The 22,316-nt window shown below is 72.3% G+C and carries 13 protein-coding genes; 11 read left to right on the top strand and 2 right to left on the bottom strand.

The window, feature by feature from the left end; translation table 11 throughout:
- The first annotated feature begins 259 nt into the window (after positions 1-259).
- The 8 genes from ACH4YP_RS15425 to ACH4YP_RS15390 all read left to right on the top strand — a co-directional run bounded on the left by ACH4YP_RS15425 (position 260) and on the right by ACH4YP_RS15390 (position 16,410).
- Positions 260-4,051, top strand: coding sequence for an FHA domain-containing protein (locus tag ACH4YP_RS15425; RefSeq protein WP_398490859.1), 3,792 nt, complete (start codon positions 260-262; stop codon positions 4,049-4,051).
- 271 nt (positions 4,052-4,322) lie between these two features.
- Positions 4,323-5,726 carry an ABC transporter substrate-binding protein gene (locus tag ACH4YP_RS15420; RefSeq protein ID WP_398490858.1) on the top strand — a complete coding sequence of 468 codons (1,404 nt, stop codon included), beginning with the start codon at positions 4,323-4,325 and terminating at the stop codon, positions 5,724-5,726.
- Positions 5,727-5,735: 9 nt separating this feature from the next.
- The gene (locus ACH4YP_RS15415; protein ID WP_398490857.1) at positions 5,736-7,088 is read left to right on the top strand and encodes a carbohydrate ABC transporter permease; all 1,353 of its coding nucleotides are present in this window, start codon (positions 5,736-5,738) and stop codon (positions 7,086-7,088) included.
- 107 nt (positions 7,089-7,195) lie between these two features.
- On the top strand, positions 7,196-7,999 hold the full coding sequence (locus ACH4YP_RS15410; RefSeq protein ID WP_361069731.1) for a carbohydrate ABC transporter permease: 804 nt from the start codon (positions 7,196-7,198) through the stop codon (positions 7,997-7,999).
- Between the two features lie 171 nt (positions 8,000-8,170).
- Positions 8,171-10,426 carry a CDP-glycerol glycerophosphotransferase family protein gene (locus tag ACH4YP_RS15405; protein ID WP_398490856.1) on the top strand — a complete coding sequence of 752 codons (2,256 nt, stop codon included), beginning with the start codon at positions 8,171-8,173 and terminating at the stop codon, positions 10,424-10,426.
- An 85-nt stretch (positions 10,427-10,511) separates the two neighbouring features.
- Positions 10,512-12,680, top strand: coding sequence for a CDP-glycerol glycerophosphotransferase family protein (locus ACH4YP_RS15400; protein ID WP_398490855.1), 2,169 nt, complete (start codon positions 10,512-10,514; stop codon positions 12,678-12,680).
- Positions 12,681-12,751: 71 nt separating this feature from the next.
- Positions 12,752-14,980: a CDP-glycerol glycerophosphotransferase family protein gene (locus ACH4YP_RS15395; protein ID WP_398490854.1), complete on the top strand. Its 2,229-nt coding sequence runs from the start codon at positions 12,752-12,754 to the stop codon at positions 14,978-14,980.
- Positions 14,977-16,410, top strand: coding sequence for a hypothetical protein (locus ACH4YP_RS15390; RefSeq protein WP_398490853.1), 1,434 nt, complete (start codon positions 14,977-14,979; stop codon positions 16,408-16,410). Before ACH4YP_RS15395 ends, ACH4YP_RS15390 begins: the two co-directional genes overlap by 4 nt.
- Positions 16,411-16,433: 23 nt before the next feature.
- On the opposite strand, the gene ACH4YP_RS15385 is transcribed toward ACH4YP_RS15390, so the two are convergent.
- Positions 16,434-16,847, bottom strand: coding sequence for an organic hydroperoxide resistance protein (locus tag ACH4YP_RS15385; protein ID WP_361064832.1), 414 nt, complete (start codon positions 16,845-16,847; stop codon positions 16,434-16,436).
- A 127-nt stretch (positions 16,848-16,974) separates the two neighbouring features.
- Between ACH4YP_RS15385 and ACH4YP_RS15380 the strand changes: the two genes are divergently transcribed.
- Positions 16,975-17,508 carry a MarR family transcriptional regulator gene (locus tag ACH4YP_RS15380; protein WP_361064830.1) on the top strand — a complete coding sequence of 178 codons (534 nt, stop codon included), beginning with the start codon at positions 16,975-16,977 and terminating at the stop codon, positions 17,506-17,508.
- 24 nt (positions 17,509-17,532) lie between these two features.
- On the opposite strand, the gene ACH4YP_RS15375 is transcribed toward ACH4YP_RS15380, so the two are convergent.
- Positions 17,533-19,230 (bottom strand): hypothetical protein, encoded by a 1,698-nt coding sequence (locus ACH4YP_RS15375; RefSeq protein ID WP_398490852.1) that lies wholly within the window; start codon positions 19,228-19,230, stop codon positions 17,533-17,535.
- Positions 19,231-19,332: 102 nt separating this feature from the next.
- Between ACH4YP_RS15375 and ACH4YP_RS15370 the strand changes: the two genes are divergently transcribed.
- A complete protein-coding gene (locus tag ACH4YP_RS15370; protein ID WP_361064841.1) occupies positions 19,333-20,601 on the top strand; it encodes a glycosyltransferase 87 family protein in 1,269 nt (422 codons plus the stop codon).
- A 44-nt stretch (positions 20,602-20,645) separates the two neighbouring features.
- Positions 20,646-22,292 carry a glycosyltransferase family 2 protein gene (locus ACH4YP_RS15365; RefSeq protein ID WP_398490851.1) on the top strand — a complete coding sequence of 549 codons (1,647 nt, stop codon included), beginning with the start codon at positions 20,646-20,648 and terminating at the stop codon, positions 22,290-22,292.
- Positions 22,293-22,316: the final 24 nt, after the last annotated feature.

Here is a 22,316-nt window from a genome sequence, read left to right as displayed (position 1 = left end):
TTGGGTGGTTTGGTTGCCGCATCTTGACGTGACCGATCTCAATCGGACATCGGTCGGGCATTGGTCAGGCACTTTTGCGGGCAGAGCCGACCAATCAAGATCACTTGCCGGTGGAGGACGGGCGTGTTGTCAGTGGCAGGTGCGAGGATGCTTTCCGTACTGGCCGACGTGCCCGTGTGCGGTGGGGGGAATCTGCGGTGGGGGGACCGCAGGTCAGCCTCGTCGCGGGCGCCCGCGACAGAAGGGACCGCTGACGGCGATGCAGATCCGGCTGACCGTCGTAGACCCGCTGGGGACGCGCCCCGAGGGACGCCCCGCGTCCTGCGACGTGCTGGTCACAGCACCCGCCGGGACCGCGCTCGCGGCGGTGGCCTCCGGCCTCGCCTCGGCGGTCGGAGGCGAGGGCGCCGGGGTGCTGTACGCGGGAGCGGAGCGGCTCGACGCGCAGCGCTGCACGCTGGGTGAGCCACCTCTCATGGACGGTGCCGTGCTGTCGCTCGGCGCCCCCGCGGAGCCCGGTCCCGATCTCGACCCCGCCGCGGCACAGCTGCGCGTGGTCGCCGGACCCGACGCCGGAGGCGTCCATTTCCTGCACGGCGGCCGGATCGACATCGGCCGCTCCGCCGACGCCGACGTGCCGCTGGACGACCCGGACGTCTCCCGCCTGCACTGCGCCGTGACGGTCGCGGCCGACGGCCGCGTCTCGGTGGCGGACCTGGGCTCCACGAACGGCACGACGCTGGACGGCCGACGCGTGAGCGAGCGGCAGGTGCGGTTCGCGCCGGGGGCACTCCTTCGGGTGGGCGAATCGGCGCTGCGCCTGGCCCCGGCGGGCGAACCGGCCGTCGTGCGGGAGACCGCACCGGACGGCGAGGGACACGTCCGGGTCGTGACGGCACCGGAGACCCCCGAGCAGGAACAACCGCCGCCGACGGCCGGTGGTACGGGACAGCGGGCATCGGCGGCCGGAGCGGCGAGGGTGCCCCACGCGCGCGACGGGGGCGCCCGGGGTGACGAGGACCACGGAGGCGCTTCGGAAGCGGCGTCCCGTTTCCAGGTCGCGCCGCCGACCGGCGAGACGCATCACGGGTACGGCACCGCCGGGTGGGGCTCCGCCGAGGGCGGGCGCTCCCACGGGACCGCGCCCGCGCCCCAGGGGCGCACGCCCGCGGATCCGACCGTCGTGCCGGGACAGGGCCGGGCGCCGCGGATCGAGAGCGCGGGCTTCGGAGCGCCTTCGGCGGCGGCCCCCGAGGAGAACCGGGACGCACCCGCCCCAGGTGAGGGCGGCCGAAAAGGCACTCCCCTCCGGGGGACACCCGTGCCGCGCGGTGTGCGCAAGCGCGGCGGGCTCTCGGCATGGGCCCGGCGGCTGACGGGCGGCCGGAGCGACGAGCCGGAGGCGGAGCACGACGAGGCGTACAACGACGCGTACGAGGACGGGTACGACGACGGGTACGAGACACCGGCCGCCGAGGAGCCCGTCGTGGCGGGCACGTCCGCTCCCGAGCGGTGGCCCGATCCCGCCGCGCTGCTGCTGGCCGCCCTCGGACCGGGGCCGCGGCTGTGGGAGCGCGGCCCGGGACACCCGGAGACGCTCACGGTGCGGCTCGGAACGGCGGACCGGAGCGCGCCCGACGGCTCCGGCCTGCTGCCCTCCGTGCCGGTGACCGCGGGGCTGCGGGAGGTCGGGGCGCTCGGCCTGGCCGGGCCGCGCGGCCGCCTCTCGGGGCTCGCCCGCGCGGTGGTCGCCCAGCTCGCCGCGCTGCACTCGCCGGACGCCTTGGAGATCACCCTGATCAGCACGGACCGCTCGCGTTCCGTGGAGGAGCGCACCGCCGAGTGGTCCTGGCTCGGCTGGCTCCCCCATCTCCGTCCCACCCACGGCCAGGACTGCCGTCTCCTCCTCGCCTACGACCGCGAGCAGGCGACGGCACGCACGGAGGAGCTGGTCCGCCGCCTTGAGGACCACCTGGCGGAAGTGGGCCGTGCCTCCGCGGCCACCGGCGGAGGGCTTCGCCTCGGCGAGGGCTCACCGGACGACACCGGGGCCTTCGCGGCCGTACGCCGGTCCGGCGGCGGCGAGCGGGGCCATGACGGTGAGGCGAGCGGCCGACCAGGGTCCTCCTCTTCCTCCTCCGACGGCCCGGCCCGGCCGAGGCACCCGTCCGACGGTGACTCGGCGCCCGACGGGACCGCCGGCCCGGCGTCCCCCCGCGCCCACCCCACCGCACACGACAGCAACATCACCCACCTGGGGCTCCCCCGCAGCGGTACGCAGACCAGCCACGCGGCCGCCCGGGGGCGGGCCAGGCGGCCCTCCTGGGCGCGGTCCGACGATCCGGCGGAGACCGAGTGGCCGGGCCCCCACACCGTCGTCGTGGTGGACGGGGACCCGGGGTCGGCCGGTGTGCGGGAGGCCGTGTCACGGCTCGCGGCCGAGGGGCCCCAGGCCGGGATCCACGTCATCTGTCTCGTCGAGACACCGGCCGCGTCGCCCGCCTCACCGGTGACGGACACGTACGAGGCGGCCTGCGCGGCCTCGCCCGTCTTCCGGGAGTGCGGGGCCGTCGCGCTGCTCAGCGGGGACGTGGCGACGGCGCTGCGGCTGCTGCGCGTGGCGCACGGCAAGCAGACGGGCGGTTCCGCGGCCCCGCCGCAGGGCGGGCCCGTGGGCCACGGCACGGTCGCCGCGGTGGACGCCGTGTCCATGGCCTGGGCCGAGCGGTTCGCCCGGGCGCTGGCGCCGCTCCGCGCGGACGGCGTGGCAGGTGAGCGGCACACCCGCGTGTCCGCGCCGCTGCCCCAAGCCGCCCGGCTGCTCGACGAGTTGGGCCTGGCGAGGGCCACCCCGGCGTCCCTGATGACCCGCTGGGCGGACGCGGCCGACGACACGGAGGCGCTCGGCGGCCGGGCCACGGCCGTGCTTGGCGCAGGCCCCCGCGGGCCCGTCTGCGCGGACCTCGCGGTCGAGGGACCGCATCTGCTGGTCGAGGGTCCTTCGGGCAGCGGGCGTACGGAACTGCTGCGCTCGGTGGCCGCCTCGCTGGCCGCCGCGGAGCGGCCCGACCGGCTCGGCATCGTGCTCATCGACGGGCGGGACGGCACGGGCAGCGGTGGCGCGGCGGCGCGCGGGGACGGGCTCCAGGTGTGTACGGACCTGCCTCACGTCACGACGCATCTGGGCGCCCACGATCCCGTACGGATGCGGGAGTTCGCCCAGTCCCTGGCCGCCGAGCTGAAGCGGCGGGCCGAGCTGCTCGGCCGGCTCGACTTCGCCGAGTGGCACTCCTTGCAGGACCGACAGGACAGGCAGGCCCGACAGGAACGGCAGGACCGGCAGGGGGCGTCGGGCCGTGTCGTCGCCCAGCGCTCCGCCGGTTCGGCGGGTTCGACCGGTTCGGCGGGTTCGGCGGCGGCCAGGCAGACGGGCGGTACGGCCGGCGGGTCCGCCGGTGCCGGGGACCTCGACACGCCTTCCAGTTCCACTCTCCGGCTGCGGCCCGCCGCCAGCAGGCCCCGTTCGGACACGGGTCCTCCGCTCCCCCGGCTCGTCGTGGTCGTCGACGACCTCGACGCCCTGCTCTCCCCCGCGCTGGGCTCCCCCGGGCGCCCGGCCGCCGGTTCGGTCGTACGGGCGCTGGAGGCCGTGGCGCGGGACGGGGAGCGGCTCGGGGTCCATCTGGTGGCGGCGACCGGGGGTGGGGAGCGGACGGACGAGACGGAGCTGGCTCGGCGGGCGACGCTTCGGGTCGTCCTCGAAGCGGTGGTGGCCGGGCCGGATGAGCCCGCGCCCGGGCGGGGGCGGCTCGGCGGACCGGCCGGTCGGTCAACGCCGTTCCAGGGGGGCCGGGTCACGGGGCGTATTCCTCGTACGGCGACTCTGCGTCCCACGGTCGTGCCCTTGGAGTGGGCTCGCATGGGCGATCCGCCCGCGCGGCGGCCCGTCCGCGAGCTGGGCAACGGGCCCACGGACCTGGCCCTCCTGGCCAGCGCCCTGGAGCGGGCGGCCCGCTCGGTCTCGGCGGCGGAGGTGCCGTCGCTTCTTTAGCGCGGGCTCCGTCCACCATTTTTTCGCCCCCGCCGCCCCTACCCAATCCCGTCCCTTACTCGGGGGCTCCGCCCCCGAACCCCCGTGCGCAGTTCCCCGCGCCCCTGAAAGGGGCCCGGGGTCCGGGGCGTGGCCCCAAGTCCCCACGTCACGACGCGGTTACGATCACGGGCTTGACAGCGCAGGCGCTCTTGCCGCCCCCAAGCGCACGGGCGTAGACCAAGAGCGCACGGGACAGCGCTCGGACGTTCGACGAAGAACGGGGCAAGTCATGCGCAGCAACACTCTTCGTACACACAGGCCGCACCACAAGTCGCACAAGATGAGCAGGACCGCGCGAACCGCGGCCGCCGTCGTCGCGGGGGCGATGGCGCTCACGCTCACGGCGTGCGGCGGTGACGACGACAAGAGCGACGAAGGAGGCGGGGGAAGCGAGACCGGCAGCGCCGCCAGTGTCGAGCTCCCCAAGCTCGACGGCCAGAAGCTGGAGGTCGCGGCCGTCTGGACCGGCCCCGAACAGGACAACTTCACCAAGGTCCTGGACGAGTTCGAGAAGCGGACGGGCGCGGAGGTCAGCTTCGTACCGACCGGCAACAACACCTCCACCTTCCTGGGCACGAAGATCCAGGGCGGCAAGCCGCCGAACGTGGCGTTCCTGCCGCAGGTCGGTGTGCTGCACCAGTTCGTCGACAAGGGCTGGGTCAAGCCCCTCGGCGCCGAGGCACAGGCGCAGATCGACAAGAACTTCTCGGCGGGCTGGAAGGACCTGGGCGCCTACAAGGGCAAGCAGTACGGCGTCTACGCGAAAGCCGCCAACAAGTCCCTGGTCTGGTACAACACGGCCGCGTTCGAGGCGGCCGGTATCACCGCGGAACCCAAGACCTGGGACGAGTTCATCCAGACCGCCCAGACGCTGTCGGACGCCGGTTCGCCCGCGGTCTCCATCGGCGGCCAGGACGGCTGGACCCTCACCGACTGGTTCGAGAACGTCTATCTCTCGCAGGCGGGCCCGGAGAAGTACGACCAGTTGGCGAAGCACGAGATCAAGTGGACGGACCCCTCCGTCAAGGAGGCCCTGACCACGCTCGCCCAGCTGTGGGGCAAGGACGACCTGATCGCGGGCGGCAAGGCCGGCGCGCTGCGCACCGAGTTCCCCAAGTCGGTGACGAACACCTTCTCGGGCGACACCCCGGCCGCCATGGTCTACGAGGGCGACTTCGTCGCGGCGAACATCAACGCCGACACGAAGGCCAAGATCGGCACGGACGCCAAGGTCTTCCCGTTCCCGGCGGTCGGCGACCAGTCACCGGTGGTCAGCGGTGGTGACGTGGCCGTGATCCTGAAGGACGACAAGGCCTCGCAGGCCCTGATCACCTTCCTCGCCTCGACCGACGCGGCCGAGCTGTGGGCGGCGCAGGGCGGCGTCATCTCCCCCAACAAGGAGATGGACCTGAAGAGTTACAAGGACGCCGTGGCCTCAGACATCGCCAAGGCGCTGCTGGACGCGGGCGACGACTTCCGCTTCGACATGTCCGACCAGGCCCCGGCCGCCTTCGGCGGTACCCAGGGCGCGGGCGAGTGGAAGGCGCTGCAGGACTTCCTGAAGACGCCCTCGGACGTCGCGGGCGCGCAGCAGGCGCTCGAAACGGCCGCCGCCAAGGCGTACAAGGGCTGACGGCAGCCCATGTCGTCGCAGGTGGCGACGGCGGGGGGCCCGGCGAGTCCGGTGCCCCCCGCCGGAAAACGCAAGAGCGTGATGGGTACGCGGGCGTGGGTGGCAGGACTGTTCCTGCTGCCCGCGATCGTGTTGCTCGGCGCGCTCGTGGTCTACCCGATCGGGTACTCGGTCTGGCGCAGTCTCTACGACGCCGACGGTTCGGGCTTCGTGGGCCTCGGCAACTACGGCGACCTGTTCAGCGACGACGCCACCTTCACCGCGGTCAAGAACACCGCGATCTGGGTGGCGGTCGCCCCTGCACTGGTCACCGGGCTCGGCCTGATCTTCGCCGTCCTCACCGAACGGGTGCGCTGGTCAACGGCGTTCAAGCTCGTCATCTTCATGCCGATGGCCATCTCCATGCTCGCCGCGGGCATCATCTTCCGGCTCGTGTACGAGGCCGACCCCGACCAGGGCGTGGCGAACGCGGTGGTGGTGGGCGTGCACGACACCTTCGCCGAGTCGTCCGTCTATCCGAAGGCACGCCCGTCGACCGAGAGCGACCTCAAGGCGTCCGGCGGGGGTTCCTTCACCTCCACCGGCGAGTTGAGCGCGGGCTCCCCGGCCCTGATCCCGCTGGTCGGCATCGCCCCGAACAAGGTGCCCGGCAGCCCCGAGGACGCCAAGCCCGCGCGGGCATCGGGCGACGGGGTTTCCGGCACGGTCTGGCTGGACTTCAAACTGGGCGGCGGCGGCGAGAAGGGCGCCATCGACACGGGTGAGAAGGCCCTGCCCGGCATCAAGGTCGAGGCGGTCAGGGACGGCAAGGTCGTGGCCTCCGCGAAGGCGGGCGCAGACGGTACGTTCACCCTGCCGGCGGCGGCCGACGGTGCCCAACTCCGGCTGCCGTCCTCGAACTTCGCGGCACCCTACAACGGCGTCGACTGGCTCGGCCCGTCCCTGGTCACCCCGGCCATCATCGGTGCGTACGCCTGGATGTGGGCCGGTTTCGCGATGGTGCTCATCGCGGCGGGGCTCGCCGGAGTCGACCGCAACCTCCTGGAGGCGGCCCGGGTCGACGGGGCCAACGAGTGGCAGGTGTTCCGCCGGGTCACCGTGCCCCTGCTCGCGCCGGTCCTCGTCGTCGTGCTGATCACCCTGATGATCAACGTGATGAAGATCTTCGACCTGGTCTTCATCATCGCTCCGCAGCCCACCCAGGACGAGGCCAACGTCCTCGCCCTGCAACTGGTCAACGCCTCCTTCGGCGGCGGCAACAACCAGGGGCTCGGCAGCGCGATCGGCATCGTCCTGCTGCTGCTCGTGATGCCCGTGATGATCGTCAACATCCGCCGACTGCGAAGGGAGCGCCGACGGTGACCGCACCCTCCGTACCCCTGAAGGAACCGCCGGTGGCCGTGGACGCGGCCGGTCCGCCCCGGCGGTCACTGGCCTCCAAGTTCGCGAGCGGCGCGGCGGGCGGCGTGATGCGGGTCTTCCTCATCCTGGTCGCGCTGCTCTGGGTGACGCCGACGGTCGGGCTGCTGGCCTCGTCGTTCCGCGATCCGACCGACATCGCCGACTCCGGGTGGTGGGACGTCTTCAGCAAGCCGTCCCAGCTCACCACCGAGAGCTACTCGACCCTGCTCGGCAAGGAGCAGATCACCGACGCCCTGCTCAACACGGTGTGGATCACCGTGCCGGCCACCGCGCTGGTCGTGGTGATCGGCGCGATGGCCGGATACGCCTTCGCCTGGCTGGACTTCAAGGGCCGCGACTGGTGGTTCGTGGCCGTGGTGGCCCTGCTGGTGGTGCCCATCCAGATCGCCCTGATCCCGCTGGCCGACCTCTTCGGCGACCTCGGGATCTTCGGCAGCGTCATCGGTGTCGTCCTCTTCCACGTGGGCTTCGGCCTGCCGTTCGCGATCTTCCTGCTGCGCAACTTCTTCGCGGAGATCCCGCGTGAACTCCTGGAAGCGGCGCGGCTCGACGGCGCGGGCGAGATCAGGCTGTTCACCACCGTGGTCCTGCCGCTCGGCGGGCCCGCGATCGCGTCGCTCGGCATCTTCCAGTTCCTGTGGGTGTGGAACGACATGCTGGTGGCGCTGATCTTCTCGGACTCCGACTCGCGGCCGCTGACCGTCGCGCTGACCGAGCAGACCCGGCAGTTCTCCGGCAACATCGAGACGCTGGCGCCCGGCGCGTTCATCTCGATGGTGATCCCGCTGGCCGTGTTCTTCGCGTTCCAGCGGCAGTTCGTGTCCGGTGTGATGGCGGGCGCGGTGAAGTAGCTTCCAGGACATCCGGGTCGGGCATCCGGAGTACACATCGCGAGGGGCGGGCCGTCATCGGCCCGCCCCTTCGCGTTCACCGGGGGTCCCCCACATGCCGCATCCGGCGTAACCCGGTAACCCCTTCGGCCGTTCCCGGGCAGTATGCCCGCGCCGACACAAGGATGTCCCTTGCCCCGGTTCAGTGTCATTGTCCCCGCGTACCAGGTGCAGGCATATCTGCACGAGTGCATGGCATCCGTCCTCGAACAGTCCTTCACCGACCTTGAGTTGATCGCGGTGGACGACTGCTCACCCGACGCCTGCGGCGCGATCATCGACGAGTTCGCGGCCGCCGACCCCCGGGTGCGAGCTGTCCACCTCAAGGAGAACGTGGGCCTGGGCCGGGCCCGCAACGCCGGTATGCGGTACGCGACCGGCGACTACCTGATCTTCCTGGACGGCGACGACACCCTCACCCCTGACGCCCTGCGGGCCATCGCCGACCGCGTCAAGGAGACCGGCGACCCGGACGTCCTGGTCTACGACTACGCGCGCACCTTCTGGTCCGGCGAGACGGTACGCAACATCCAGGCGGGCCAGCTCACCGAGGACGCGCCCGCGCCGTTCAGGCTCGACGACCGGCCGGGGCTGCTGAAGGTCCTCATGGTCGTGTGGAACAAGGCGTACCGCCGGGAGTTCATCGCCGGGGAGGGTTTCGCCTTCCCGCCCGGCTACTACGAGGACACCCCCTGGACGTCCCCGGTCCTGATGGCCGCCGAGACGATCGCGACACTCGACCGCGTCTGCGTCCACTACCGCCAGCGCCGCCGGGGGAACATCCTCGGCACGGTCAGCGGCAGGCACTTCGACATCTTCGACCAGTACGACCGGGTCTTCGCGCATCTCGACGCGCACCCCGAACTGGCGCACTGGCGCCCGGTCCTGTTCCACCGCATGGTCGACCATCTCTCGGCCGTGTTCCTCAAGCGCGACCGGCTGCCGCGCGGCTCCCGCGCCCTGTTCCTGCGCAAGGCCCGTGCCCACTACGTCCGTTACCGCGTACGGGCCGCCGACGTCCCGTCCGACAACCGGCTGCGGCACGCGCTGGTCCGCCTGGGCAGCCACCGCGCCTACCGGGCGACGTGGGCGGCTGTCCGGCTCAAGCGTGGCGTCGCACGACTCACCGGGGCACTGGCCCGGACCCTCCGCACGGCCGCACTCCGGCTGCACTACAGGCTCCAGCTCCGGCTTCCCGTCCGGGCCGACCAGGCCGTGTTCGCCAGCCACGGAGGACGCGGCCACGGCTGCAACCCGGGGGCACTGGAATCCGCGTTCCGGACGTACGCGCCGGACGTGCGCACCGCGTGGATCGCGCGCCCCGAGTTCCACCACACGATCCCGACGGCGACGCGCAGGCTGACGCCGGGCACGGCCGCGTACTGGACGGCGCTCGCCCGCTCCAAGTACCTGGTGAACAACGCCGACTTCGACCGCCGGCTGGTCAAGCGCCCCGGCCAGGTCCTCGTCCAGACCCAGTACGGCACACCGCTCAAGCACATGGGCCTGGACCTCCAGGAACGTCCGGCGGCGGCCCGCGGCACGGACTTCACCGAGCTGCTGCGCGACGCCGACCGGTGGGACTACTGCCTGTCCGCCAACCGCCACTCCACCCTCGTCTGGGAGCGCGTCTTCCCGTCCGGCTACACGACGCTGGAGTACGGCCAGCCGCGCAACGACGTGTTCCAGCAGGCGAGTTCGGCCGACGTGGCCCGGCTCCGCGAGAACCTCGGCATCCCCGAGGGCGCGGTCGCCGTCCTGTACGCACCCACGCACCGCGACTACCGGCGCGGCCAGCGCACCGCGCTCGACCTGGAGCGGGTGCTGCGCCAACTCGGCCCGCGCTTCGTCCTGCTGGCCCGCGCACACCACGCGTACGGTGCCCCGCTCGCGCGCAGCGGCGGCCGGCTCATCGACGTGTCGGACCACCCGAGCGTCGAGTCCCTGTGCCTCGCCTCGGACGCGCTGATCACCGACTACTCCTCGCTGATGTTCGACTACGCGGGCCTCGACCGGCCGATTGTCATCCACGCGGACGACTGGGAGGCGTACGAGGCGGCGCGCGGGACGTACTTCGACCTGCGCGCGTTCCCGCCGGGTGCGGTGGCGCGCAGCGAGGACGAGCTGATCGACATCTTCGCGACGGGCCACTGGCGCGGGTCCCGCTCCACACAGCTCAGGTCGGCGTTCCGGGACCGCTTCTGCCCGTACGACGACGGTCACGCGGCCGAGCGCGTCGTGCGCCACGTCGTACTGGGCGAGGCGTCGGGGCTGCCGGCGGTGGTCCCGCTCGCCGCGCGCAATCCCGCCCGGTCGGCGGCGGACCAGTCCGTCACCGCGCCACTGGCCACCGTCCCCACACCGGCGGGCCAGGCCCCTTGTCTCTAGGGGCGGGCCCGGTGGGGCGAACCCACACCCGGCACACCACACCAACCCCCACCCACCCCACGCCACAGAAAGAGCCCCGCACCACATGCCCCGCTTCAGCGTCATCGTCACCGCACAAGGCCTCGCGGGGCGCCTCCCCACCGCCCTGGACTCGGTCCTGACCCAGTCCTTCACCGACTTCGAGCTGGTCACGGCCTGCGACACCCCCGACTCCCCGGCGGCGACCGTCACCGGGGAGTACGCCGACCGAGACCCCCGCGTCGTCCGAACCCCCGGTTCGCGCGACGCGGGCATGCACGCGGCCACCGGCACGTACCTCCTGTTCCTCACCGCGACCGACGTCCTGACGCCGGGAGCGCTCGCGGCGATGGACGCACGGCTCCGGGAGACCGGCGAGGTGGACGTCCTGCACCTCGCCCACGAGCGCGTGCCGTGGTGGGTGGGCGAACCGGTGGCGGAACGGGTCGACGACGGCGACCCCACGGACGTACGACGGCCGGTCTGGGCCACGGCCTACCGAAGGGCGTTCCTCGCCGATCACCAACTCACCTTTCCCGAGGGCCACTTCACGGACATCGGCTGGTCCGGTCTGGTGACCCTCGCGGCCGGGGAGACCGCCGCGCTGGACACGGTCTGCGTACGACGTCATGAGCGGCGCCCCAGCGGCGGCGGCGCGACACCCGACGCACAGCGCCAACTCCTCGACCAGGTCGAGCTGGTACTGAGGCGGGCAGCCGAACAGGACCTGGACCAGGACACATCGCGTGCTCTCTTCGACCATCTCTACGCCGAGGTCCTCGACACGGCGGCCACGTCCTGCCGCAGGGCCTTCTTCCGCCGGGCGGGCAGGCTCCACCGCCGCCACCGCCCGCACGGCCACCGCGTCGAGGGGCTGCGCGACCGGCTGCTCGCCCGCGGCGCGTACACCACGTTCCGCGCGCTCCTCCGCATCGGCCGACTGACCGAACGGGCCGGTGTGTTCGCGACCCGCGCCGCCCGCAGATGGCGCCGAGGCCGACCGCACGGCCCGTACCGGCGATACCTCCGCAAGCCTCTCGACGAGAACCTCGCCGTGTACGCCGCCTACTGGGGCCGCGGCTACGCCTGCAACCCGGCCGCCGTCCACCGCAAGGCGCGCGAACTGGCCCCGCACATCAGGTCGGTGTTCCTGGTGCGGGAGCAGGACGCGGCGAACATGCCCGAGGACGTGGAGAGCGTGGTGATCGGGAGCAGGCGGTACTGGGAGGTGATGGCGCGGGCCAAGTACACGTTCAACAACGTCAACTTCGAGACGGCCGTGGTCAAACGCCCCGGATCCGTGCACGTCCAGACGCACCACGGGACGCCGCTGAAGCGGATGGGCGTCGACCAGGTCGAGTACCGGGCCGTCGCCGCGGCCACCGGGAGCTTCGGCCGGCTGATGGAGCGCGCGGACCGCTGGGACTACTCCCTCTCCTCCAACGCGCACTCCACGGAGGTCTGGTCGGGCGCCTACCCCAGCGCCTTCACGCACCTGGAGTACGGCTATCCGCGCAACGACCGCTTCTACACGGCGGATCCGGCCGAGGTCACCGGGATCCGCGAGCGGCTCGGCATCCCCAAGGACCGGGTGGCGCTGCTGTACGCGCCGACGTACCGCGACTATCCGCGCGATGTGTCGGCCCAGTTCGACCTGGCCCGCTTCTGTGCGGAGCTGGGGCCGGAGTTCGTGGTGCTGCTGCGGGCGCACTACTTCCTCGAAGGCGACGCCGACCTCCAACAGGCCGTGGCTTCGGGCCGGTTGATCGACGTCACGGCCTCTCGGGAGACCGAGGACATCTGCCTGGCCTCGGACGCCCTGATCACGGACTACTCGTCGATCATGTTCGACTACGCCAACCTGGACCGGCCGATCGTCACGTACGCCGACGACTGGGACGTCTACCGGGACACCCGGGGCGTCTACTTCGACCTGCTGGCCGAGCCGCCCGGCCATGTCGCCCGCACGCAGGACGAGTTGATCCGGGTCTTCACGACGGGCGAGTGGGCGGACGAGCGGTCCGCCGGGCTGCGGGACCGGTTCCGGGAGCGCTTCTGCCGGTTCGACGACGGGCGTGCCGCCGAGCGGGTCGTACGGCGGGTACTGCTGGGGCAGGCCGAGGAGGAGCTGCCGCCGGTGGTGCCGTTGCACGAACGCCTCCCCGTTCCGGCGGGAGGGCCAGCAGCGGGGGCGACGGCAGCCGGCTCACGGCGGCCCCACGCCCCGGCGCTCTGATGCGGCCGTCGAGTCCGATGCCGCCGTCAACTGCCCCCGAATCCCCGCCGGTTCCCGGACCTGGAGGTGCCATGCCCCGCTTCAGCATCGTCGTGCCCGTCCACAACGTGCAGGGCTATCTGCGCGTATGCCTGGAGTCGGTCCTCGACCAGTCGTACGGCGACTTCGAGCTGATCGTCGTCAACGACCGCTCCCCGGACGGAAGTTCGGCGATCATCGACGAGTTCGCGGCCCGCGACGAGCGGGTCGTGCCGGTGCATCTGCCGGTCAACGGCGGTATCGGCCCGGCCCGCAACCACGGCGCGAAGCTGGCGCGGGGCGAGTACCTGCTGTTCCTCGACAGCGACGACAGCTACACCCCGGGCACCCTGCGGGCGATCGCCGAGCGGATCGACGCGACCTCGCGGCCGGACATCGTCCTGTTCGACTACGCGCGCACGCACTGGCACGGCGCGGTGAAGCGCAACCGGGACGCGGCGGTGTTCGAGGCGCCGGGCCCCGAGGTGTTCACGGTCGCCGAACGCCCCGATCTGCTCGACCTGTTCACGGTCGTCTGGAACAAGGCGTACCGCCTCGACTTCTTCCGCGAGGGCGGCTTCGCCTTCCCCACCGGCTTCTACGAGGACGCGGTCGTCGTCTACCAGACACTGTGGACGGCCCGCACGATCACGCTCGTCGACCGGATCTGCGTGTACTACCGGCAGCGCCGCCAGGGCAACGCGTTGCGCACGCCGAGCCGGGAGCACTTCGAGGTGTTCGCGCAGTACGAGCGGCTGTTCCGATTCATCGGGGAGCGGCCCGAGTTGGAACGGTGGCGCGGCTTCCTCTACGACCACATGGCGGACCACTACCTCTTCATCCTCCGCCAGCAGGACCGCGTACCGCCGTCAGCCCGCCCCGAGTTCCACCGGCGGGCGGCCCGGGACCTGCGGGCGTACCGGCCGGACGGACACCGGCTCGGCGCGGACATCCCGCGGGTGTCCTTCACGCTGCTCGCCCGGACCCCGTACGCCTTCTACGCCCTGCACCGCGTGGCCGCCGTACGGCGGGCCGGACTGCGCAGGCGCTATCGGGTCTGGCGCCGGCGGCTGCGCAGGGTGCTGCTCGCGGCGCACCGGCGGCTGGTGCTGCGGCGCGCGCTCGACCCCAACCTCGCTGTGTACTCGGCCTTCTCGCACCGCGGCGTCCTGGGCGATCCGGCCGCGATCCACCGCAAGGCACGAGAGATCGCCCCGCACATCCGGGGCGTGTGGGTGGTCGGCAAGGAGTACGTGGACACGCTGCCGCCGGACGTCGAGCACGTCCTGCCGGGCAGCCGCGCCTACCGGAAGGTGACGGCGAGGGCCAAGTATCTGATCAACAACATGAACTGGGCGAACGACCTGGTGAAGCGCGAGGGTGCCGTGCACATCCACACCCACCAGGGCACCCCGCTCAAGTCGATGGGCGCGGACCTGCTCAAGTACCCGGGCGCGCGACGGGGTTTCAGCGTTCCGAAGATGCTGCGGCGGGCCGACCGCTGGGACTACAGCCTGGTCGCGAACCCGCACTCGGAGCTGGTCTGGGACCGCGCGTACCCTTGCGACTTCGTGTCCCTGCGCTCGGGCAGCCCGCGCAACGACTGCCTGGTCCGGCCGGAGCGGGGCCGGCGGGAGGCGGCGCGGGGGCGGTTGGGCGTTCCGGACGAGCGGACCCTGATCCTGTACGCGCCGACCAACCGCGACCACCGTCAGGGCGGTTACGCACCCGACTGCGACCTGGAACGTCTGGTGGCGGGGCTGCCGGGCGACCACGTGCTGGCGGTCCGCCTCCACCCGTCACTGGCCCAGCGCCACGAACGCGGCCTGGAACTCAAGGACTTGGCAAGGCGAGGCGTACTCCTGGACGTCACCGACGAGCCGAGCGTCGAGGACCTGATGCTCGCCTCCGACGCGCTGGTCACCGACTACTCGTCCCTGATGTTCGACTACGCCCACCTGGACCGGCCGATCGTCCTGCACGCCTACGACTGGGACACCTACCTCGCCGGCCGCGGCACGTACTTCGACGTGACCGAGCGCCCACCGGGCCATGTGACGCGCGACGAGGGCGAGTTGGCGCGGCTGTTCACGTCGGGCGCGTGGCGGGACGAGGAGTCGGCGCGACTGCGGGGCGCCTTCCGGGAGCGGTTCGGCGGGTACGACGACGGGCGGGCCGCCGAGCGGGTCGTACGGCTGCTGATGCTGGGCGAGGACCTGGCCGCCGTGCCGCCCACGGTCCCCGCACCCGGCGTCCCGAGCGGGCAGTTGGCCCGCTCGTGAGCGCTCGCCCCGCCGCGTGGGTGCTGTTCCTCGCCGCCCTCTTCGGCTGCCTCCAGCTCGCCAACGTCACCGGCCGTGACACGCCCGACAGCCGCAACTACCTGTCGTACGCGCTGAGTCTGGGCGGCGCGGCCAAGGAGGAGGCGGCGGGGCGCACGATCGCGTACGTGTGCGCGAGCCGGGCCGAGACCGTGTCGCGGAACCACAGTGTGGACGTGCGGCGCTTCCGGGCTCCCGATCCGGGGCCGGGGATCCGGGACGAGTGCCGGGGCTACTACGACTGGAGCGTCGGCCGGCGGCTGGAGGCCGGGGAGACGTCCGGGTGGACGGCGCCCTTCATGAGCGAACGGTTCATGCGGATCTTCGAGGTGCGGCCCGGATATCCGCTGCTGCTCGTGCCGTTCGTGACGGTGCTCGGGGTGACGTGGGGGCTGTGGGCGGCGGGGGTCGTCGTCGCGGCGGCCGGGGGCGCGCTGGTGTTCCTCGTCCTGCGGACGGTGGGCGTACCGGTGGGGCTGGCCCTGACCGGGCAGGCCCTCTACTACCTCCTGCCGACCGGTGCGACCGCGATGCGGCCCATGACCGAGGGCACGATGATGGCGCTCACGCTGGCGGTGCTGTGGGGGTGTGCGCTGGTGCTGCGAGGGCGGGCGGGGGCCGCCGGACTGGTCGGCGTCTCGCTGGCGCTGCTGTTCACCGTGAAGCACTCGCAGGCGCTGTTCCTGTCGGTGTGTCTGGCCGCGGGGCTCGGGGTGATCGGCCTCTACCGGAAGCGGGCGGGGCGGCCGGTGGGCGACGCTGTGAAGACGCTGCTGAAGGTGACGCTGGGTGCGGTCGTGGGCGTCATGCTCCTGACCCGGCTGCTCCCGTACCCCTCGGAGTCCGACAGCCTCCAGGACCTCCTCACCGACCACTTCAACCGGCCGGACCGGGAACGGGCGTGGTGGGAGTTCCTCCATCTGGAGCTCAACTTCTGGACGGAGTGGCTGCGGCGGCAGTTTGCCGAGCCGTTGTTCCTGGCGCTGCTGGTCGCCGGCGGGTGGGGGGCTCTTCGGCGGTGGCCCGCCTTCGGGGTGCTCCTCGCCGCCGCCGCCGGCACCGGCGTGCTCAGCATCGCCGCCCATCCCGACATCGGCATCGACCGGTTGATGGTGATGGTGTGGCTGGTGCCGGTGGTGGGGGTGCCGTTGCTGCTGGCGGAGTTCGTCGAGGACGGATCACCGGAGAAGGTTTCTCGCCCCCGCCGCCCCTACCCATTCCCGTCCCCTACTCAGGGGCTCCGCCCCCGAACCCCCGCTCCTCAAACGCCGGAGGGGCTGAATACTTCGCGGCCCGGGCCGACACCTTCAGCCTGTCCGGCGTCTGAGGACGAGCGCGGTAGCGCGATGCGGGGGTCTGGGGGCGGCAGCCCCCAGGGACGGGAAGGGTAGGGGCGGCGGGGGCGAGGAAAGGTCTACTCGACGACGAGCTCCACCGGCACGTTGCCCCGCGTCGCGTTGGAGTACGGGCACACCTGGTGAGCCTGCTCGACCAGCTTGCGGCCGGTCTCGGCGTCCACGGACTCCGGCAGCTCCACCCGCAGCGTGACAGCGAGGGCGAAGCCCTCCCCCTGCTTGCCGATACCGACCTCGGCGGTCACCGCCGCGTCACTGACATCGACCTTCGCCGCCCGCCCGACCAGCGCGAGCGCACTGGCGAAACAGGCCGAGTAACCGGCCGCGAACAGCTGCTCCGGGTTCGTGCCCTGACCGTTGCCGCCCATCTCCACCGGTATCCCGAGCTCCAGGTCGAGCTTGCCGTCGGAGCTGTAGGCCCGACCGTCACGGCCGTGGGTGGCGGTGGCGACGGCGGTGTAGATCGCGTCCATGGAAACCATCCCTCTCAGGGTCAACGTCGTATCGGCGGGCCCTGGTCCGGCCCCCCTCACGACCACAAGTAGAGCACACAATTCAGTTGTGCACAACTAAATGACGCACCGGAGGTATCCTGGAGCCATGACCACGACGCCCGCACCCGACCCCGCCGTACAGCACCCTGCACAGGGCCCCGTACAGAACCCTGTACGGGACGAGGACTTCCTCCGCCTCGACCAGCAGATCTGCTTCTCCCTGAACGCGGCCTCCCGCGCCTTCGGCGGCGTCTACCGGGTCGTGCTCAAGGATCTGGGGCTCACGTACCCCCAGTACCTGGTCATGCTCGTCCTGTGGGAGCACGGCGAGCTGCCCGTGAAGAAGGTCGGCGAGCACCTGCGGCTCGACTCCGGCACGCTGTCGCCGCTGCTGAAGCGCCTGGAGGCGGCCGGCCTCGTACGGCGTGAGCGCAGTGCGCGCGACGAACGGTCCGTGGTGGTCGGACTCACGGACGAGGGCACGGCCATGCGCGAGCAGGCACTGCGCGTACCGCGCCGGATCGCCGCCGCGACGACCTTCGAACTGGACGAGATCCTCGAACTGCGCGCCCGGCTCGACAAGCTCACGAACGCGCTGGACGCGGCGGCCCTGGACGAGACCCCGGGCTGCGGCGCGTAACGACCACCGCGCTCCCCCGCCCCCTCACACCGCCGGAGCCCTCCGCACGTACAGCCGCAGAATCGACCCCTTGCGTACGAACTCCGCCCGCGGCGCGAACTCCTCGCCCACGACGGTGAGTTTGACCCGCTCGGTCGGATCCCTCGGATACCAGGCCGACTTCAGGGCGTACGGCTCGGCGACCACCCACACGCGGTCCAGGCCGGCGAGTCTGCGGCGCAGCTCGTCCGGGCCTGCCTCGCGCCCGTAGAGCGTCCCGGAGACGGGTGCGGGCTCCTCCAGCGCGATGTCCCGCGTGCCCTGGAACCCCTTCGGATACGCCAGCGCGGAGCGCCTGCCGAGCGACGGCAGGAAGAGCACAGAGTCGCCGGGGCTCATCCGCTGGGCCGCCGCGGCCGAGACGACGGCGAGGTTGTCGGGACGGCGGGCGGGATCCCGGTCCTCCCGGAGGACGGGGAGCTGTGAGACGAAGGCGAGGGTAATGGCCAGTACACCGACCAGCGTGGCGGCGTACGGCACGCGGACGCGGACGCGCACACCTCGTACGAGAGCGGGATCGAGGTCGGGACCGGGATCGGGGTCGAGGTCGGGAGCGCCCCCCACGTCTCGCATCAGGCCGTCGGCGTCGCGTCGCGCGAGGCCCGCCCGGCGTGCCGCCAGGACCAGCCGTTCAGCCCCCGCCGCCGCCAGCAACGGCGCCCCGGCGAGCGCGTACAGCACATAGCGGTCGTCGTAGAGCGGCCAGTGGCGCGAGACCGCGATGAGGACCGCGGGCGGGAGGAGCAGCAGCGGCAGGGCGACCGCGGGGACGGAGAGTTCGCCGCGGCGGGCGGGCGGGGTGAACGGGACGCGCACGGCGAGGGCGATCAGCAGCAGATACGGGCCGAGGACCAGCATGGTCGGACCAGTGAAGGAGCGCAGCAGGCGTTCGACGGTGCCGCCGCCCGGGGGCCGGAGCCAGGCGACCTGGTCCGCCTGGCCGCTGGAGACCAGGGCGAGCGGAAGCAGGACGAGGACTACGGCACCCGCGGCGCGGGCCCAGTCGCGCCACACGCGGCGGGGCATGCGGGCGAGGGCCAGGGTGGCGGCGTGCGCGAGCAGGATCAGTACGGCGAACTCGTGCAGCAGGACGGTGACGGCGACGGCCCCTCCGTACGCGCACCAGCCGACCGGGCGCGCGTGCCGGGCGAGCCGGCCCACGGGCTCGTCTTCCTGGTCCCCACCTCCGCTCCCGCTCCCGTTCCCGTTTCCGTTTCCGTCCCCGTCGGCCGTCACCGCCCGTGCCAGCAGCAGCGTCGATGCCGCGACCCCGGCGGCGACCAGCGCGTACGAACGGCCCTCCTGGGCGAAGTGCCCGGCCATCGGGGTCACGGCGTAGAGCAGCCCGGCCCACAGGCCCACCCTCGGGCGGGCGAGCCTGGCCCCCAGGGCCGCGACGAGGCCCGCGGTCGCGGCGGCCGCGCAGAGCGAGGGGAGGCGCAGGGCGACCTCTCCGGGGTGGAGGGCGAGGACGGGGTGCATGAGGAGGTAGTAGAGGCCGTGCACCGCGTCCACGGAGTGCAGCAGCTGCCAGATCTGCGGGAGCGAGCGCCGCGCCACCTGGAAGGTGACCGCCTCGTCCCGCCACATCCCGCCGCGATCGATCCCCCACAGACCGATCGCGGACATGACGAGCACGGGTACGAGCACGGCGACGGCAACCTGCGGGCGCTTGACGACCATGCACCAGATTTTGTGCTATTAGTCAGCCTTCACTCGTGATTGACCCGTCATCGGACGTTATATGCCTTCTTGCGGCTTACGATCCGTCGGGTGAAGCCCTGGATGAAGCCCCGTCTCCTCCTCGTCGCCGTCGGCTGGCTCACCACCCGCGCCCTGATGCTCTGGCTGCTCGCCCGGGACGGGCACGCCCCGCTGGGCATCGGCGGTGTCGCGCGCGAGGTGCACGAGCTGTACGCCCGCTGGTACGGCGTGCTCGCCCACGGCACGTTCCCCTCGGGCGACCGGCTGTGGCAGTACCCGCCGGGCGCGGGCCCGGTCCTGTTGTCACCCGGACTGCTGCCGGGGCTGACGTACTTCCAGGCGTTCGTGCTTCTCGCGCTGGCCGCCGACGCCGTGGTCGCCGTCGCCCTCACGCGCGCGGGCACCCGGACGGGCCGCAGCCTGCGCGGCGCGGCCCTGTGGGTCGCGGGCCTCCCCCTCCTCCTGCACCTCCCGCTGGCCCGCTACGACGTGCAGGTCACCGCCCTTGCCGTCATCGCCCTGTTGACGTTTTCGCGCTCCACGCGCGCGTGCGGCGCATTCGCGGCGCTGGGCGCTCTCGTGAAGGTGTGGCCCGCGCTGATCCTGATCGGCACCCCCAGGGGGCGTACGACGAGGGAGGTGTGGACCTCGGCGGCCGTCACCGCGGGCGTACTGCTCCTCGCCCTCGCCGCGCTCTTCCGCGACCCCTTCGACTTCCTGCGGCAGCAGGGCGGCCGGGGCGTACAGATCGAGTCGCTCGGCGGGACGGCCCTCTCCTTCGCGCGGCACGCCGGCTGGCCGGGGCAGGTGCGCTACCGGTACGGGGCGATGGAGTTCACGGGACCGTACGTCAGCACGATCGCGGCGGCGTCGCTGGCGCTCACCGTCGCCGCCTTCGGGGCCCTGCTGCTGTGGCGCCTGCGGGCCCGGCACTGGACGCCGGCCACCCCGTACGACGCCGCACTCTGTGCCGTGCTCCTGTTCACCGTGACGAGCCGGGTGATCAGCCCCCAGTACCTGGTGTGGCTGCTCGGCCTGGCCGCCGTGTGTCTGACCTCGCGGCACACCTCGCAGCGTCCGGTGGCCGTGCTGATCACGGCTGCCGCGGCGGCCAGCGCCCTCGCCTACCCCGTCCTGTACCGGGACGTCATGGACTGCACCTGGACCGGCACCCTGCTGATGCTGGTCCGCAACGGGCTGCTCGTCGGGGCCGCGGCGCTCTCCTTCCGCCGCCTGTGGACCGCCGGATGCCGGCCGGCCGGTGTCCGGTCCGCGGGAATTCGATCAGCGGAAACGGAACCCTCACATAATTCCCGTCATCTTCCCCACGAGACAGTAAGTACCTCTTAACGGAAAATTAACTACACCAGCCACTATTTCGCCCCGTGGAAGCCATGCGACCTCTCCAAGCCATACCTCCCCACCAGTCACAGGTGTGCGTCGTCGTCATCGGGTACGACGACGCCGCCCATGTGACGGACGCGGTGCGCTCGGCCCTCGCGCAGGGACCCGCCGTCCGCGAGGTGATCGCCGTGGACGACTGCTCGACGGACGGCAGCGCGGAGCTCCTGGACCGCCTCGCCCTGGACGAATCGCGTCTGAAGGTGCTCCGCCGCAAGGTCAACAGCGGCGGTTGCGGCAGCCCGCGCAACGACGGGATCGACGCCGCCACGGCCCCGTACGTGATGTTCCTGGACAGCGACGACGTGCTGCCGCCCGGCGCCGTGGACGCGCTCCTCGACGCGGCCGTCGGGCGCGGGGCCGAGGTCGCCGCCGGTCTGTGTGTACGCCGTGAGCTGCCGTCCGGCCGCGAGGTCCCCTGGCAGCCCGAGCTGTACGCGAAGGCCGCCCTGGTGAGGCACCCGTCCCGCCGCACCCACCTGGTCCACGACACCCTCTGCGTCAACAAGCTCTACCGCACCGACTTCCTGCGCGAGCACGGCATCCGGTTCCCCGCGGGACGCTTCCCCTACGAGGACTTCGTCTTCACCGCGCGCGTGCTGGCTGCGGGTCCGCACGTCGCGCTGATCCCGGACACGGTGTACGTCTGGCACGTGCGCCGGAGCGCCGAGCAGCTGTCGATCTCGCTGGACCGGGCGGGCGTCGGCAACTGGCGGTCCAGGATCACGGCCCACGCCCTCTCGTACGACATCCTCCTGGCCGCCGGTGAGAAGGGGCTGGCGCGGGCGACGCGCGCGCGGTTCCTCGACCACTCGCTGCGGATGTACGCGCGCGAGCTCGATCAGCGCGGCCCCGAGTACCGGAGGGAGTGGTGGGCCCTCACGCGCGCGTACCTCGCGACGTTCGACGCGGCCGACCTCGCGCTCGCACCGGCGCCGGGACGGGTCCTCGCGCAGGTCGTGACGGCCTCCGAGGAGCCCCGCGACCTGACCCGCGTCAAGGAGGTCGCGGCACGCCCGGCCCGGCTGCGACCGCCCTATGCGCGGCTCGCGGACGGTACGCCGGTCTGGTCCGCCGACCTGACCCAGGTGACTCTGGAGCACCTCCTGTTCCGGCCCGTAGGTCTTCTCCCGGTGGCCGTAGACGCGGAACTGCGGCCACGCGCGCGTGCCACCCGGCTGCTGCTGCGCCTGCACGAGCTGTACGGGCGGATGGCGGACGCGGCGCCGGCGTCCGTGGACGCCGAGTTCGTGAACCGGCACGACGGGGCGGTCGGGCTCACGGTGACGGCCCGGTTCCTGCCGGACGACCCCGATCCCGTGGACGACGGCTCGGGCACCGACGGGAGCACCGACTCGTGGACGGCCGAGGCGGCCGTCGACCTCGCGGCGCTCGGGTCCGGCACCTGGGACCTGCGCCTCCGCCTGCGCTTCCACGACGGCACGAGCCGCGAGACGACCGCGCACGCCGTCGCGGGCCCGGGTCTGCTGCGCCGGTCCGTCGTACCGAACGGCCGGCACGGACTGCTGCTCGTCCAGCCGTACGCGACCCACGCGGGCTCGCTCGCGCTGCGGCTGGCGCCCGGCTGGCGTGGAATGACCACCGTGGTGGGCCGCAGAATGAAGCGTTTGCTTCGCTGACGGCCGGCTCGACCACCCGGACGG

Source organism: Streptomyces sp. NPDC020747 (genome assembly GCF_044334695.1).
Lineage (GTDB): Bacteria > Actinomycetota > Actinomycetes > Streptomycetales > Streptomycetaceae > Streptomyces.
This window is presented reverse-complemented; position numbering and strand designations above follow the sequence as displayed.

Coding starts and splice junctions, on each gene's coding strand:
- ACH4YP_RS15375 (WP_398490852.1), bottom strand. CDS start 19,230: ATGGTCGTCAAGCGCCCGCAGGTTGCCGTCGCCGTGCTCGTACCCGTG.
- ACH4YP_RS15420 (WP_398490858.1), top strand. CDS start 4,323: ATGCGCAGCAACACTCTTCGTACACACAGGCCGCACCACAAGTCGCAC.
- ACH4YP_RS15395 (WP_398490854.1), top strand. CDS start 12,752: ATGCCCCGCTTCAGCATCGTCGTGCCCGTCCACAACGTGCAGGGCTAT.
- ACH4YP_RS15415 (WP_398490857.1), top strand. CDS start 5,736: ATGTCGTCGCAGGTGGCGACGGCGGGGGGCCCGGCGAGTCCGGTGCCC.
- ACH4YP_RS15425 (WP_398490859.1), top strand. CDS start 260: ATGCAGATCCGGCTGACCGTCGTAGACCCGCTGGGGACGCGCCCCGAG.
- ACH4YP_RS15400 (WP_398490855.1), top strand. CDS start 10,512: ATGCCCCGCTTCAGCGTCATCGTCACCGCACAAGGCCTCGCGGGGCGC.
- ACH4YP_RS15385 (WP_361064832.1), bottom strand. CDS start 16,847: ATGGACGCGATCTACACCGCCGTCGCCACCGCCACCCACGGCCGTGAC.
- ACH4YP_RS15410 (WP_361069731.1), top strand. CDS start 7,196: ATGCGGGTCTTCCTCATCCTGGTCGCGCTGCTCTGGGTGACGCCGACG.
- ACH4YP_RS15365 (WP_398490851.1), top strand. CDS start 20,646: ATGCGACCTCTCCAAGCCATACCTCCCCACCAGTCACAGGTGTGCGTC.
- ACH4YP_RS15370 (WP_361064841.1), top strand. CDS start 19,333: ATGAAGCCCCGTCTCCTCCTCGTCGCCGTCGGCTGGCTCACCACCCGC.
- ACH4YP_RS15380 (WP_361064830.1), top strand. CDS start 16,975: ATGACCACGACGCCCGCACCCGACCCCGCCGTACAGCACCCTGCACAG.